Annotated in this window: 15 protein-coding genes; 4 read left to right on the top strand and 11 right to left on the bottom strand. The window is 73.2% G+C overall.

Annotated features, from left to right (window positions below):
• The first annotated feature begins 1 nt into the window (after position 1).
• A complete protein-coding gene (locus tag E1262_RS26195; protein ID WP_132107198.1) occupies positions 2-1075 on the top strand; it encodes a glycoside hydrolase family 130 protein in 1074 nt (357 codons plus the stop codon).
• A 20-nt stretch (positions 1076-1095) separates the two neighbouring features.
• The gene (locus tag E1262_RS26190; RefSeq protein WP_132107196.1) at positions 1096-3132 is read left to right on the top strand and encodes a hypothetical protein; all 2037 of its coding nucleotides are present in this window, start codon (positions 1096-1098) and stop codon (positions 3130-3132) included.
• A gap of 30 nt (positions 3133-3162) precedes the next feature.
• On the opposite strand, the gene E1262_RS26185 is transcribed toward E1262_RS26190, so the two are convergent.
• Positions 3163-3387 (bottom strand): hypothetical protein, encoded by a 225-nt coding sequence (locus E1262_RS26185; RefSeq protein ID WP_132107194.1) that lies wholly within the window; start codon positions 3385-3387, stop codon positions 3163-3165.
• Positions 3388-3420: 33 nt separating this feature from the next.
• The gene (locus tag E1262_RS31860) at positions 3421-3555 is read right to left on the bottom strand and encodes a hypothetical protein (RefSeq protein WP_275261822.1); all 135 of its coding nucleotides are present in this window, start codon (positions 3553-3555) and stop codon (positions 3421-3423) included.
• 59 nt (positions 3556-3614) lie between these two features.
• On the opposite strand from E1262_RS31860, the gene E1262_RS26180 reads away from it, so the two are divergent.
• Positions 3615-4040: an MmcQ/YjbR family DNA-binding protein gene (locus E1262_RS26180; protein ID WP_132107192.1), complete on the top strand. Its 426-nt coding sequence runs from the start codon at positions 3615-3617 to the stop codon at positions 4038-4040.
• A complete protein-coding gene (locus E1262_RS26175) occupies positions 4037-4795 on the top strand; it encodes a class I SAM-dependent methyltransferase (protein ID WP_132107190.1) in 759 nt (252 codons plus the stop codon). Before E1262_RS26180 ends, E1262_RS26175 begins: the two co-directional genes overlap by 4 nt.
• A gap of 87 nt (positions 4796-4882) precedes the next feature.
• Here the strand turns inward: E1262_RS26175 and E1262_RS26170 are convergent, their stop codons facing one another.
• From E1262_RS26170 to argC, 9 genes are read right to left on the bottom strand one after another with little or no spacing between them, the layout of a single operon-like run.
• The gene (locus E1262_RS26170; RefSeq protein ID WP_132107188.1) at positions 4883-5383 is read right to left on the bottom strand and encodes an O-acetyl-ADP-ribose deacetylase; all 501 of its coding nucleotides are present in this window, start codon (positions 5381-5383) and stop codon (positions 4883-4885) included.
• 16 nt (positions 5384-5399) lie between these two features.
• On the bottom strand, positions 5400-6800 hold the full coding sequence (gene argH, locus E1262_RS26165) for an argininosuccinate lyase (protein WP_132107186.1): 1401 nt from the start codon (positions 6798-6800) through the stop codon (positions 5400-5402).
• Positions 6801-6810: 10 nt separating this feature from the next.
• Entirely contained in the window at positions 6811-7083 is a 273-nt protein-coding gene (locus E1262_RS26160) for a hypothetical protein (RefSeq protein ID WP_132107184.1), read from the bottom strand.
• Positions 7080-7595: an arginine repressor gene (locus E1262_RS26155; protein ID WP_132107182.1), complete on the bottom strand. Its 516-nt coding sequence runs from the start codon at positions 7593-7595 to the stop codon at positions 7080-7082. The genes E1262_RS26160 and E1262_RS26155 overlap by 4 nt, the downstream gene beginning before the upstream one ends.
• Positions 7592-8524, bottom strand: coding sequence for an ornithine carbamoyltransferase (gene argF / locus E1262_RS26150; protein ID WP_132107180.1), 933 nt, complete (start codon positions 8522-8524; stop codon positions 7592-7594). The genes E1262_RS26155 and argF overlap by 4 nt, the downstream gene beginning before the upstream one ends.
• The gene (locus E1262_RS26145) at positions 8521-9816 is read right to left on the bottom strand and encodes an acetylornithine transaminase (protein ID WP_132107178.1); all 1296 of its coding nucleotides are present in this window, start codon (positions 9814-9816) and stop codon (positions 8521-8523) included. The genes argF and E1262_RS26145 overlap by 4 nt, the downstream gene beginning before the upstream one ends.
• Positions 9813-10694 (bottom strand): acetylglutamate kinase, encoded by an 882-nt coding sequence (argB, locus tag E1262_RS26140; protein WP_132107176.1) that lies wholly within the window; start codon positions 10692-10694, stop codon positions 9813-9815. Before argB ends, E1262_RS26145 begins: the two co-directional genes overlap by 4 nt.
• Positions 10691-11923 (bottom strand): bifunctional glutamate N-acetyltransferase/amino-acid acetyltransferase, encoded by a 1233-nt coding sequence (locus tag E1262_RS26135; protein ID WP_132107174.1) that lies wholly within the window; start codon positions 11921-11923, stop codon positions 10691-10693. The genes argB and E1262_RS26135 overlap by 4 nt, the downstream gene beginning before the upstream one ends.
• The gene (argC, locus tag E1262_RS26130) at positions 11920-12969 is read right to left on the bottom strand and encodes an N-acetyl-gamma-glutamyl-phosphate reductase (protein ID WP_132107172.1); all 1050 of its coding nucleotides are present in this window, start codon (positions 12967-12969) and stop codon (positions 11920-11922) included. The genes E1262_RS26135 and argC overlap by 4 nt, the downstream gene beginning before the upstream one ends.
• Positions 12970-13017 lie beyond the last annotated feature (48 nt).

Genomic DNA, 13017 nt, shown 5'->3' with positions numbered 1-13017 from the left:
CATGACCGTCTCCACCGCGATCCCGTACACGCTGACCCGGCTGGGTGTCGTCATGGCGCCCGAGGACGGTAATCCACTCGAGGCCGAGGGGGTGCTCAACCCGGCGTCCGGCCGCGACCCGGACGGCGTGCTGTACCTGCTCCCCCGGCTGGTCGCGGCGGGCAACGTGTCGCGGGTGGGCCTCGCCCGCGTGGTGATCGACGACGCCGGCGTGCCGGTCGGCGTGGCGCGGGAACGCGCGGTCCTCGAACCCGATCGAGCGTGGGAGCGCGGCGCGGCGCACGGCGGCGTCGAGGACCCGCGCGTGACGTTCGTCCCGGCGCTCGGGCTGCACGTCATGACGTACGTCGCGTACGGGCCGCTCGGTCCGCGCACGGCGCTGGCCGTGTCGGAGGACCTGCGGTCGTGGCGGCGGCTCGGCCCGGCGCTGTTCGGCTACGACGACGACCTCGGCGTCGACCTCAACCTCTTCCACAACAAGGACACCGTCTTCTTTCCGACGCCGGTGACGTCGCCGTCCGGGACCGAGAGCCTGGCCGTGCTGCACCGGCCGATGTGGGACCTCGGCGAGATCCGGCCCGGTCAGGGCGTCGTGCTGCCGCGCGGGATCACCGACGAGCGGCACAGCATCTGGATCGGCTACGTCCCGCTGGCCGACGTGCTGGCGGACGTGCGCAACCTCGTGCACTGGCGCGAGCACCGGTTCCTCGCCGGGCCGGAGTACCCGTTCGAGGAGCTGAAGATCGGCGGCGGGCCGGCGCCGCTGCGTGTTCCCGAGGGCTGGCTGCTGCTGCACCACGGCGTCACCGGCGTGCTCGCGTCGGGGGTCGCCCAGCAGCAGCAGGTCAACTACGCCGCCGGCGCGCTGTTGCTCGACGCCGCCGACCCGTCCGTCGTGCTCGCCCGCACCCAGGAGCCGCTGCTGGCGCCGGAGACCGACGACGAGCGCAGCGGCATCGTCCCGAACGTCGTCTTCCCGACGGCGATCGAAGAGATCAACGGCGTCCACTACGTCTTCTACGGCATGGCCGACAGCAAGATCGGCGTCGCCCGGCTGGACCGCACGATCACCTGACCCCGAGAGGAGCCGTCTCGATGAGGAGACCGCGGATCGGATGGACGGCGGCCCTGGCCGCCACACTGCTGACGACGGGGACGCTGGTGGCGGCGGCCGCCCCGGCGGCGCCGAAGGCCGACCCGGCCGAGCCGCAAGCTGGCGCCGTCGGGCCCCTGGCCAACACCGCGCACCTGGACTTCCTGCTCGACCAGGCCTCCCCCGCGCCGGTCGAGGGGCACACGACCTACCGGCTGGCAGAGGAGCCGGCGCTGACGTTCCCGTGGACGTACGCCGACGCGCGGCCCGGTGGAACGTTCGAGCGGATCGGCGGCGGGCCGCTCGACCCGGAGACCGGCCACTACTCGCAAGGCGCCTACAACGCCGACGACGTGTCCCGCGCGGCCGTCGTCTACCTGCGGCACTGGCGGCAGACCGGGTCAGAGGCCAGCCGGGAGAAGGCGTACGAGCTGCTGCGGTCGCTGGCCTACCTGCAGACGTCGAGCGGCCCGAACGCCGGCAACGTCCTGCTGTGGATCCAGGCCGACGGCACGCTGAACCCGAGCGCCGAGCCGGTCGAGCTGCCCGACCCGTCGGACTCCGGGCCCAGCTACTGGCTGGCGCGGACGATCTGGGCGTTCGGCGAGGGGTACGCGGCCTTCGCCGGCGACGACCCGGAGTTCGCGGCCTTCCTGCGGGACCGGCTGCACCTCGCCGTCGACGCTGTCGACCGGCAGGTGCTGGACCGATACGGCGAGTACGCCGTCGCCGACGGTCTGCGGGTCCCGGCGTGGCTGATCGTCGACGGCGCGGACGCGACGGCCGAGGCGGTGCTCGGGCTGTCGGCGTACGTGACGGCGGCACCGTCGGACGTCGCGGCGCGCGAGGCGCTGCGCAAGCTGGCCGAGGGCGTCGCGGCGATGGGCGGCGGCGACCCGGCCGGGTGGCCGTATGGCGCGATCCTGCCGTGGGCGCAGTCGCGGTCGATGTGGCACGCGTGGGGCTCGCAGATGCCGGCGTCGCTGGCCGCGGCGTCGTCGGTGCTCGGCCGGCCCGACCTGGTGCAGCCGGCGGTCACCGACTCGGCGCGGTTCGTCCCGGTGCTGCTGACGGCGGGCGGCGCGGACAACGGCTGGCTGCCCACGCCCACCGAGCGGGTCCAGATCGCCTACGGCGTCGACTCGCGGCTCCAGTCGCTGCTGGCGGTCGGGGCGGCGGCGGACCGGCCGGCATTCGACGAGCTGGCGGCGCTGACGGCGAGCTGGTACTTCGGCGCCAACCCGGCCGGCGAGCCGATGTACGACCCCGCGACCGGCGTGACGTTCGACGGCGTCAATGCCGATGGCGTGATCAACCGCAACAGCGGCGCCGAGAGCACCATCCACGGCCAGCTGTCGATGCTCGCGCTGGACGCGAACCCGTCGGTGCGGGACCGGGCGACGGCGCTGACGACGGTGGCCGCTCGTGACGGACTGCGGCTGGTGGAGGCCGAGGCGGCGACGTCGACGACTGGGACGGTGCGGGCGCCTGAGTCCGCGTGGACGGGCGAGTCGCTGTGGAGCGGGTCGCTGCTGTCGCTGGCCGCCGGCCAGACCGCGACGTTCGACCTGGGCCCGTCCGACGGCGCCCGGCGGGTCGAGCCGGTGTCCTGGCTGCCGCTCGCGGGTTCTGCTGTGTCGGTGTGGACGGCGGACGGCCGGGCGCTGGCCGAGCTGCGGCACCGCGTCGGCGACCAGGGCCTCACGGCCGTCCCGGGTGCGCTGCTCCCCCAGCTCCTGCCCAGGCCGGTCCCGTCCGGCGCCTCGGCCGTGTCCGTCGAGGTGAAGCGCGGCACAGTCGACCTCGACGCGCTGCTGATCCGGCCCGAGGTTTCCCGGCTGACGCTGACCGGCGGCGACGGGGCGCGAGCGGAGCTGCTGCACTCGGCTGCCACCACGCCGCGGCGGGTGACCGTCACCGGACCAGGCACGGTGCGGGTCTACGACGCGACGGGCTCGCTGGTCGGCTCGCGCGCGGTGACCGAGCCGACCACTGTCACCCTGCGCCCCGGCGGGTTCGCCGTCGTCACGACGGGCTGACCGCGGTCGGCGGCGGCGCCGACGATCGCGTCACAGGACGGCGCCACGCGGAGCGACCTCGACGGCGGCCACGCCGCGGGCGAACACCACGACGAGCCGGTCGCCGTGCCGGGCGCGCAGCATCCCCGAGCTCGTGGCGAGCGCCGAGATGGCATGGTCGACCAGCTCGTCCTCATCGACATCGGTCCCTTCGATGGTGACGTCCATGTGCGCGCCGCCGACGAACTTGACACGCAACACCGCTGTCGCCGTCATGCCACCGCCTCGCGAGGACTAGGTTTCGGTCGGTCAGCGCTTCCTCACCGGCGGCACGATCGCGGCGGTGTCCTTTGCTGCCGCCTTGGCCTCCTTGTCCGCGCGCTTCTGCTTGACCGACTTGCCCGACTTTTTGGACAGGTGCTGCCGGGGTGACTTGTCGGCCATGGGTGCTCCCTGGTAGGGAGCCTGATCAGCTCCGAGGACCTCCACACTACGCTGAATCCATGGCGGACGACGGCAGCCGGCCGGCCACGGTCGAGGACGTGCACGAGCTGGCGCTGGCGATGCCGCACGTCGCCGTCTACCCGCGCACCGAGGACAAGCCTGTCTACCAGGTCGGCGGCAAGTCGTTCGTGTTCTTCCGCAACCCGCGCCCCGACGCCGTCGACCCGGAGACGGGCGAGCGCTACGACGACGTCATCGTGCTGTGGGTGGAGTCCGAGGCGGAGAAGGAGGCGCTGGTGCAGGACCCGCGCACGCCGTACTTCACCACGCCGCACTTCAACGGACACCGCTCGGTGCTGGTGCGCGCCAGCCGGCTGGGCGAGCTGACCCGCGCCGAGCTGGCCGAGCAGATCCAGGACGCCTGGCTGGCCCGCGCCTCCCGCGCCCGGGTGACTGCCTGGCTGAGCGACCACCGGCCGGCATGAGCGACGTCGTCCGCGCGAACCGCGACGCCTGGGACGACGCGTCGCTCAAGCACGTCCACGAATACGACGAGCTGCTGGCCGAGGCGCGGGCGGGCACGGCGCTGCTGCCGGCGGAGCGCCAGCTGCTCGGGCCGGTGCTGGCGACGGCGCCCGAGATCGTGCACCTGCAGAGCGGCCACGGCCTCGACGACGCCGCGCTGGTGCGGGCCGGCGCGCGGTCCGTCGTCGGGGTGGATTTCGGCGCGGTCGCCGTCGCGGCGGCGCAGCGGCGGGCGAACGAGCTGGGCCTGCCCTGCCGGTACGTCGTCGGGCAGCTGCCGGGCGCGCCGCTGCGCGACGGATGCGCCGACCTCGTCTACACCGGCAAGGGTGCGCTGATCTGGCTGCCCGACCTGCGCGTCTGGGCCCGCGACGTGGCCCGGATGCTGCGGCCGGGCGGGACGCTGTTCGTCTACGAGGCGCATCCCGCCGTGCCGCTGTGGACGTGGGACGCCGACGAGCCGCGGATCCGCGCCGACCGCGGCTACTTCGAGCGCAGCCACGTCAACGACACCTTCCCGGCCCGCGGCGCGGTGGAGCGGCAGGCGACTCTCGGCGAGATCGTCACCGCGGTCTTGGAAGCCGGGCTGGAGCTGCGCCACCTCGCCGAGTACCCCGACCCGTTCTGGCGCCCCGGCGACGTCGACGCCGCCGCCTGGCGCGGACGGCTGCCCAACGCGTTCTCCCTCCTGGCCGTCCGCCACCGCTATTGTTGATCTTGGAGTAAAGCCGCCATTACGGTCCCATTTGTCCAATAGATACCCGCATAACTCCAAGATCAACTTGGGTGTGGTGGCGGGCCGTCAGTCCAGAGCGGCGGTGAGCAGGTCGTACGTCACGCGGTCGAAGGCGACCAGCCGGATCAGTTCCACCCGGGTCGGCACCGAGCGGACGGTGTCGACGGCGATGCGGGCGGCCTGGTCGGGCGGATATCCGTAGATACCCGTCGAGATGGCCGGGAACGCCACCGACCGCGCTCCCAGCGAGTCCGCCACCTCCACTGACCGGCGGTAGCACGACGCCAGCAGCGACGCCTCGTCGCGCGTGCCGCCCTTCCAGACCGGCCCGACCGTGTGGATGACGTGGCGCACGGGCGGGTCGAGGTCGAACGCGGGCGTCGCCACCGCCTCGCCGGGCGGGCACGGCGCCAGTGCGGCCCCGGCCTCCTTCAGGCGTGGCCCCGCGGCCCGGTGGATGGCGCCGTCGACCCCGCCACCGCCCCGCAGCGACGAGTTCGCGGCGTTGACGATCGCGTCGACGTCCTCGCGGGTGATGTCGCCCTGGACCACCTCGACCCGAGCCATGCCGCCACGGTACCCGTCAGCCCCACGCGCGCCCCGCCGCCACCGCGGCCCGGACGGCGTCCAGCTGCTCGCGCACCCGGTCCGGCGCCGTCCCGCCGCGGGCCGACCGCGACGCCAGCGAGCCCGGCACCGACAGCACCGACCGCACGGCCGGCGTCAGCGCCGGCGAGATCGCCGCCAGGTCCGAATCGGACAGGTCCCACAGCTCGATGCTCCGCGACTCGCACTCCCGCACACACGCCCCCGCGATCTCGTGCGCCGACCGGAACGGCACGCCCTCGCGGACCAGCCACTCCGCCACGTCGGTGGCCAGCGAGAACCCCTGCGGAGCAAGCTCCTCCAGCCGCGGCGCGTTGAAGCGCAGCGTCGCCACCATGCCGGTGAACGCGGGCAGCAGGACGGTCAGCGTGTCGACGGAGTCGAACACCGGCTCCTTGTCCTCCTGCAGGTCGCGGTTGTACGCGAGCGGCAGCGCCTTGAGCGTCGTCAGCAGCCCGGCGAGGTTGCCGACCAGCCGGCCGGCCTTGCCGCGGGCCAGCTCGGCGATGTCGGGGTTCTTCTTCTGCGGCATGATCGACGAGCCGGTGGACCAGGCGTCGTCGAGGGTGACGAACGAGAACTCCTTGGTTGCCCACAGGACGACCTCTTCGGCGATCCGCGACACGTCGACGCCGATCATCGCGAAGACGAAGGCCGCCTCGGCGACGAAGTCGCGCGCCGCCGTTCCGTCGATCGAGTTCTCGACCGACGCCGAGAAGCCCAGCTCATGCGCGACGAACGAGGGGTCCAGGCCCAGCGACGAGCCGGCCAGCGCCCCCGACCCGTACGGCGACTCGTCCGTGCGCCGGTCCCAGTCGCGCAGCCGGTCGACGTCGCGCAGCAGCGCCCACGCGTGCGCCAGCAGGTGGTGCGACAGCAGGACGGGCTGGGCGTGCTGCAGGTGCGTCCGGCCCGGCATGGCGACACCGAACTGCGTATCAGACTGCGCCACCAGCGCGTCCACCAGATCGAGCACCAGCCCGGACACCGCCCGCGCCGACTCGCGCAGGTACATCCGGAACAGCGTGGCCACCTGGTCGTTGCGGGACCGGCCGGCCCGCAACTTCCCGCCCAGCTCCGGCCCGACCCGGTCGATCAGGCCGCGTTCCAGCGCGGTGTGCACGTCCTCGTCCGCCTCCGCGGGGACGAACTCGCCCGACGCGACGTCGGCGGCCAGCCGGTCCAGCCCCTCCCGCATCGCGGCCAGCTCGTCAGACGTCAGCAGGCCGGCGTGGTGCAGGACCGCGGCGTGCGCCTTCGACCCGGCGATGTCGTGGGGCGCCAGGCGCCAGTCGAAGTGCGTCGACTTCGACAACGCTGCCAACGCCGCCGAGGGACCGCCCTCGAACCGGCCACCCCACAATGCACTGCTGCTCACTCGTCCTCCGTCATGCGACTCGTTGTTGCCGATTCAGGCCGAGGCGCAAGGTCACCCGCACGGCCCCGGTGTCAGCTGCCAGTTCCCGGCGGGCCGCGCTCACGACGGCGGCACCGGCGGCCAGGACCGAGGCGCCGTCGTCGACGAGGCCGTGCGCACGGGCCAACTGCCCGGTCAGCAGCAGCGCCTCGGCCACGGTGACGGTCTCGCCGTCCACGGCGACCGGGCGGCCGGCGTCGAACGTGATGGTGACGGCGCCGGCATCAGCGTCGTAGGGCGTCATGACGGCGGCGCGGGCACGTTGCCCTCGGCGAGGGCGAGGAACCAGGCGGCGACGTCGGCTCCACCCTCCGGGTCGGTCGAGATGACGAGGACGGTGTCGTCACCGGCGATGGTGCCCAGGATGTCCGCACGGACCGCGTGGTCGATCGCCGACGCCAGGTACTGCGCGGCCCCGGGCGGGGTCCGCAGCACCACCAGGTTGGCCGACGACCGCGCCGAGATCAGGATCTCCTCGCACACCCGGATCAGCCGGGCGTCGACGGCGGACTTCGAGGCGGCCAGCGGGCGGGAGTCACCGCCCTCGCCGGGCAGCGCGTAGACCAGCCAGCCGTCGGCGTTACGGATCTTCATCGCACCCAGCTCGTCGAGGTCGCGCGAGAGCGTCCCCTGGGTGACCTCGATGCCGTTCTCGGCCAGCCGCTCGGCCAGCTCCGTCTGCGAACGGACCGGCGTCTGCGCCAGGATCTCGGCGATCCGGCCATGCCGGGCCGCGCGGGTGGCCGGCTGCGTCATGCCGTCGCCTCCTGCGCGAGCAGCCAGGTCAGCAGCGCCTTCTGCGCGTGCAGCCGGTTCTCGGCCTCGTCCCACACGGCGCTGGCCGGGCCGTCGATCACCTCTGCGGCGATCTCCTTGCCCCGGTAGGCGGGCAGGCAGTGCAGCACGATCGCGTCCGGCGCGGCCGCCTTCACCGCGTCCTGCGTGAGCGCGAACGGGACGAACGGCGCTTCACGACTCGGACCCTCTGCTTCCATCCCCATCGACACCCAGGTGTCGGTGGCCAGCACGTCGGCGCCGGAGAACCCGTCGGCGGGGTCGGTGACATGCGCGACCGAGCCGCCGGTCCGCGCCGCGATGGCCGCCGCCCGCTCCAGCACCGCGGCCGACGGCGCGTAGCCCGCCGGCGCCGCGATCCGCACGTGCATGCCGGCGGTCGCGCCGGCCAGCAGGTACGAGTGCGCCATGTTGTTGGCGCCGTCGCCGGCGTAGGTCAGCGTCAGCCCGGTCAGTGTGCCCTTGCGCTCGCGGACCGTCTGCAGGTCGGCCAGCAGCTGGCACGGATGGAAGTCGTCGGTGAGCGCGTTGACGACGGGGACGGCGGCAGCCGCGGCCATGTCCTCGACGCGCTGCTGCGCGAACGTCCGCCAGACGATCGCGGCACACTGACGGTCCAGCACCCGCGCGGTGTCCGCGATCGGCTCGCCGCGGCCCAGCTGCGACGTCTGCGCGTCGATGACCAGCGGATACCCGCCCAGCTCGGCGATGCCGACGCTGAACGAGACGCGCGTGCGGGTGGAGTGCTTGTCGAAGATCACCGCGACGGCGCGCGGGCCGTCCAGCGGCCGGTAGGCGAACCGGTCCGCCTTGAGCTCGTCGGCCATGTCGAGCACCTCGAGGTACTCGGCCGGCGACAGGTCGTCGTCGCGGAGGAAATGCCGGGTCATCGCGTCTCCTTCGGGGCGGTCCCGACGGCGTCCAGCACCGCCGGCAGCGCCGCCAGGAACTCGTCGGCCTGCGCGGTGTCGAGGATCAGCGGCGGCGCGAGCCGGATCGTATCGGGCCTGACGGCGTTGACGATGAACCCCGCGCCGAGCGCCGCGCCGAGCACCTCCGCGGCACGCGGCGCCGCCAGCTCGATGCCGAGCAGCAGCCCTCTTCCCCGCACACCGCGGACCAGCGGGTGGCCCAGCGCCAGCACCCCGGCACGTAGGTGGGCGCCGACGGTGCGGACGTTCTCGAGCAGGCCGTCGCGCTCGATGGCGTGCAGCACGGCCAGCCCGGCGGCGGCCGCGACCGGGTTGCCGCCGAACGTGGTGCCGTGCGCGCCGGGTCCGAGCAGGTCGGCGGCCCGGCCCAGGCCGATGCAGGCGCCGATCGGGAAGCCGCCGCCGAGGCCCTTCGCGACGGTGACGACGTCGGGCACGATGCCCTCGGCGGTGTGGGCGAACCAGTCGCCGCAGCGGCCGATGCCGGTCTGGATCTCGTCGAGGACCAGCAGCGTCCCTGCCCGCTCGGTGATCTCGCGGGCGGCCGCCAGGTAACCGGCCGGCGCCGGGACGACGCCGCCCTCGCCCTGCACGGGCTCGAGGAACACCGCCGCGGTGTCGCCGTCGACCGCCTTCTCCAGCGCTTCGACGTCGCCGTACGGCACGAACGTCACGCCGGCGGGCAGCGGCTCGAACGGCTGGCGGATGGCCGGCTTGCCGGTGAGCGCCAGCGCGCCCATCGTCCGGCCGTGGAACCCGCCCTCGGTGGCGACGACGTTCGGCCGGCCGGTCCGCCGGGCGATCTTGAACGCCGCCTCGTTGGCTTCGGTGCCGGAGTTCGTGAAGAACACCCGGCCATTCGATCCACGTCCTCGGCTGGAAAGCGTACCTCGGCCGGGCGCCCCCACCAGGTCGAGCAGCCGCTCGGCCAGCGCGATCTGCGGTGCGCTGGCGAAGAAGTTCGACACGTGCCCGAGCGTGGCCAGCTGCGCTGTCACGGTGGACACCAGCAGCGGGTGGGCGTGGCCGAGCGAGTTCACCGCCAGTCCGCCGAGCAGGTCGAGGTAGCGCCGTCCGTCGGCGTCCCACACGTAGCAGCCCTCGCCGCGCACCAGCACCCGCTGCGGGCTGCCGAACGTGTTCATCAGCGCCTGGCCGTAGCGCGCCGTCCAGGCGGCATTGTTGCTGGCCGCCAGCGCGTCCTCACCCAGCCCGGGCACCAGTGCGGAGGCTTCTGCTTGGTACGTCATGTCGGGATCACCATCGTTCCCACGCCTTCATCGGTGAACACTTCCAGCAGCAGCGAGTTCGGTACCCGTCCGTCGATGATCGTCGCCTCCGGCACCCCGCCCTCGACCGCGCGCAGGCACGCCTGCATCTTCGGGATCATGCCCGACGACAGCGACGGCAGCAGCGCCGTCAGCTCGCCGGCGGTGATCTCCTGCACGATCTCGGTGTCCGCCGGAAAGTTCCGGTACAGCCCCTCGACGTCGGTCAGCACGACCAGCTTCTCCGCCCCCAACTCGACCGCCAGTGCGGCGGCGGCGGTGTCGGCATTGACGTTGTGCACGACGCCGTCCGCGTCGGGCGCGACCGACGACACCACCGGGATGCGCCCGGCGTCGATGAGATCAAGAACCGCGCCGGCGTCGACCTCAGCCACGTCGCCGACCAGGCCGACGTCGACCGGCTCGCCGTCGACGACAGCGGACTGCCGCTGCGCCGTGAACAGGCCGGCGTCCTCACCGGACAGCCCGACCGCGAGCGGCCCGTGGCTGTTCATCAGCCCGACGATCTCGCGGCCGACCTGGCCGACCAGCACCATCCGGACGACGTCCATGGCCTCGGGCGTGGTGACTCGCAGCCCGCCGCGGAACTCGCTCTCGATGCCGAGGCGGTCGAGCATCGCGGTGATCTGCGGCCCGCCGCCGTGCACGATCACCGGCTTCAGCCCTGCCAGCCGGAGGAAGACGATGTCGTCGGCGAACGCCCGCTTGAGGTCGTCGTCGATCATCGCGTTGCCGCCGTACTTCACCACGACGATCTTGTCGTGGAACCGCTTCAGCCACGGCAGCGCCTCCACGAGGACCCCGGCCTTGGCCAGCGCGCCGTTCTGGATCCCCGTCATGTCGAGTACGCCGAGTTCTCGTGCACGTAGTCGTGCGTGAGGTCGCTGGTCAGGATCGTCGCGGCGGACGAGCCGGCGTTCAGCTCCACCAGCACGTGGACGTCGCGGCCGGTCAGGTCGACCGACGTCGACGGCTCGCCGAACCGCGTCCCGCCGGCCCGGCAGACCTTCACCCCGTTCATCGAGATGTCGATCTTCTCCGGCTCGAACGCCGCCTGCGTGGTGCCGACGGCGGCCAGCACCCGGCCCCAGTTCGGGTCGTTGCCGAAGACGGCGGCCTTGAACAGGTTGCTGCGGGCGACGGCGCGGGCGACCTCGACGGCGTCGTCCTCACTGGCCGCGCCGGTGATCTCGATGGCGATGTCGTGGTGCGCGCCCTCGGCGTCGTGCCAGAGCTGCTCGGCGAGGTCGGCACAGACGGTGGTGACCGCGGCGGTCAGCTCGTCCTGCGCCGGCGTGATACCGGACGCGCCGCTGGCCATCAGTACGACGGTGTCGTTGGTGGACATGCAGCCGTCGGTGTCGAGCCGGTCGAACGTGGTCTTCGTCGCCGCCCGCAGCGCGGCGTCGAGCGTCGCTGCGTCGGCGGCCGCGTCGGTGGTGATGACGACCAGCATGGTGGCCAGCGCGGGTGCGAGCATGCCGGCGCCCTTGGCCATGCCGCCCACGACCCAGTTCTTTCCTGGTTCCCCGGCCACCCCAGGCGCCCCGCTCCTCTCCTCCGCCTCGCCAGCGGGGCCACGACTGCCCGCACCGCCCTGCACCACGGCCTGCTTCGCGACGGTGTCCGTCGTCATGATCGCCTCGGCCGCGGCCGGGCCGCCGTCGGGCGACAGCTGGGCGTGCGCGGCGCGGATGCCGGCCTCGAGGATCGGCCGGTCCAGCGGCTGGCCGATCAGCCCGGTGGAGCAGACGGCGACGTCGAACGCCTGGCCGCCGGTCAGCTCCGCGACCAGCTCGGCGCTGGCATGCGTGGTCTGGAAGCCCTCGGGGCCGTTGTAGCAGTTGGCACCGCCGGAGTTGAGCACGACGGCGGTCAGGGTGCCGTCGACGATGGTCCGCTCGCTCCACAGCACGGGATTGGCCTTGCACCGGTTCGACGTGAACACGGCTGCGGCGCTGTGCTGCGGGCCCTCGTTGACGACGAGCGCGACGTCGGACTTGCCGCTGGGCTTCAGGCCCGCGACGACGCCGGCGGCCCGGAAGCCGGCCGCTGCGGTGACGCTCACGGCGCCACCCCCGTCGTCGGCAGGCCGAGAGTCTCAGGCAGCGCGAGCGCGAGGTTGGCCGACTGGATCGCCGCGCCCGCGGTCCCCTTGGTGAGGTTGTCGATGGCGGCGACCGCGACCAGCCGGCCGGCCGCCTCGTCGACCGTCACCTGGACGTGCGCGGTGTTCGCGCCGAGGACGGCGGCGGTGGTGGGCCACTGGCCCTGCGGCAGCAGGTGGACGAACGGCTCGTCGGCGTAGGCCGCCTCCCACGCGGCCCGCACGCCGGCGCCGTCCGCCGCGCCTGTGAGCTTGGCCGTCACCGTCGCGAGGATGCCCCGGCTCATCGGGACCAGCGTCGGCGTGAACGAGAGCGTCACCGGCGCACCGCCGCTCGCGAGCTGGAGGTTCTGCTGGATCTCCGGGATGTGCCGGTGCACGCCGCCGACGGCGTACGGGCTGGCCGCGCCCATGATCTCGCTGGCCAGCAGGTGCGGCTTCAGCGACTTGCCGGCGCCCGACGTGCCGCAGGCCAGCACGGCGACGATGTCGTCGGGGGCGACGACGCCGGCGGCCAGGCCGGGCGCCAGCGCGAGCGTGACCGCGGTGACGTTGCAGCCGGGGACGGCGATCCGCTTCGCGCCGGGCAGTGCGTCGCGCTGCTTGTGCCCGTCGGCATGGACGAGCTCCGGCAGGCCGTACGGCCAGCTGCCGGCGTGCTCGGTGCCGTAGAACTTCTGCCACGCCGCGGCGTCGGTGAGCCGGTGGTCGGCGCCGCAGTCCAGCACCAGCACGTCGTCGGGCAGCTGCGCGGCGATCTGCGCGGACGCGCCGTGCGGCAGCGCCAGGATCACTACGTCGTGCCCGGCCAGCGCCTCGGCCGTCGTCGGCTCCAGGGTCCGGTCGGCCAGCCCGATCAGCTGCGGGTGGTGGGTGATGAGGCGGTCGCCCGCCTTCGAGTGCGCCGTCACCGTTCCCACGCCGAGTTCGGGGTGCGCGAGCAGCAAGCGCAGCAGCTCGCCGCCCGCATAGCCGCTCGCTCCCGCGATCGCCACAGTCGCTCCCATGCGAATGAGTATGCAGAGTTCCGCAATTTCATGCAACGTGGTTCCGGT

The sequence above is a fragment of the Jiangella aurantiaca genome (assembly GCF_004349105.1).
Lineage (GTDB): Bacteria > Actinomycetota > Actinomycetes > Jiangellales > Jiangellaceae > Jiangella > Jiangella aurantiaca.
This window is presented reverse-complemented; position numbering and strand designations above follow the sequence as displayed.

Bases quoted from the DNA above. Each gene is read 5' to 3' on its own strand.
- E1262_RS26195 (WP_132107198.1), top strand. From the start codon at position 2: ATGACCGTCTCCACCGCGATCCCGTACACGCTGACCCGGCTGGGTGTC.
- E1262_RS26190 (WP_132107196.1), top strand. From the start codon at position 1,096: ATGAGGAGACCGCGGATCGGATGGACGGCGGCCCTGGCCGCCACACTG.
- E1262_RS26185 (WP_132107194.1), bottom strand. From the start codon at position 3,387: ATGACGGCGACAGCGGTGTTGCGTGTCAAGTTCGTCGGCGGCGCGCAC.
- E1262_RS31860 (WP_275261822.1), bottom strand. From the start codon at position 3,555: ATGGCCGACAAGTCACCCCGGCAGCACCTGTCCAAAAAGTCGGGCAAG.
- E1262_RS26180 (WP_132107192.1), top strand. From the start codon at position 3,615: ATGGCGGACGACGGCAGCCGGCCGGCCACGGTCGAGGACGTGCACGAG.
- E1262_RS26175 (WP_132107190.1), top strand. From the start codon at position 4,037: ATGAGCGACGTCGTCCGCGCGAACCGCGACGCCTGGGACGACGCGTCG.
- E1262_RS26170 (WP_132107188.1), bottom strand. From the start codon at position 5,383: ATGGCTCGGGTCGAGGTGGTCCAGGGCGACATCACCCGCGAGGACGTC.
- E1262_RS26160 (WP_132107184.1), bottom strand. From the start codon at position 7,083: ATGACGCCCTACGACGCTGATGCCGGCGCCGTCACCATCACGTTCGAC.
- E1262_RS26155 (WP_132107182.1), bottom strand. From the start codon at position 7,595: ATGACGCAGCCGGCCACCCGCGCGGCCCGGCATGGCCGGATCGCCGAG.
- argF (WP_132107180.1), bottom strand. From the start codon at position 8,524: ATGACCCGGCATTTCCTCCGCGACGACGACCTGTCGCCGGCCGAGTAC.
- E1262_RS26145 (WP_132107178.1), bottom strand. From the start codon at position 9,816: ATGACGTACCAAGCAGAAGCCTCCGCACTGGTGCCCGGGCTGGGTGAG.
- argB (WP_132107176.1), bottom strand. From the start codon at position 10,694: ATGACGGGGATCCAGAACGGCGCGCTGGCCAAGGCCGGGGTCCTCGTG.
- argC (WP_132107172.1), bottom strand. From the start codon at position 12,969: ATGGGAGCGACTGTGGCGATCGCGGGAGCGAGCGGCTATGCGGGCGGC.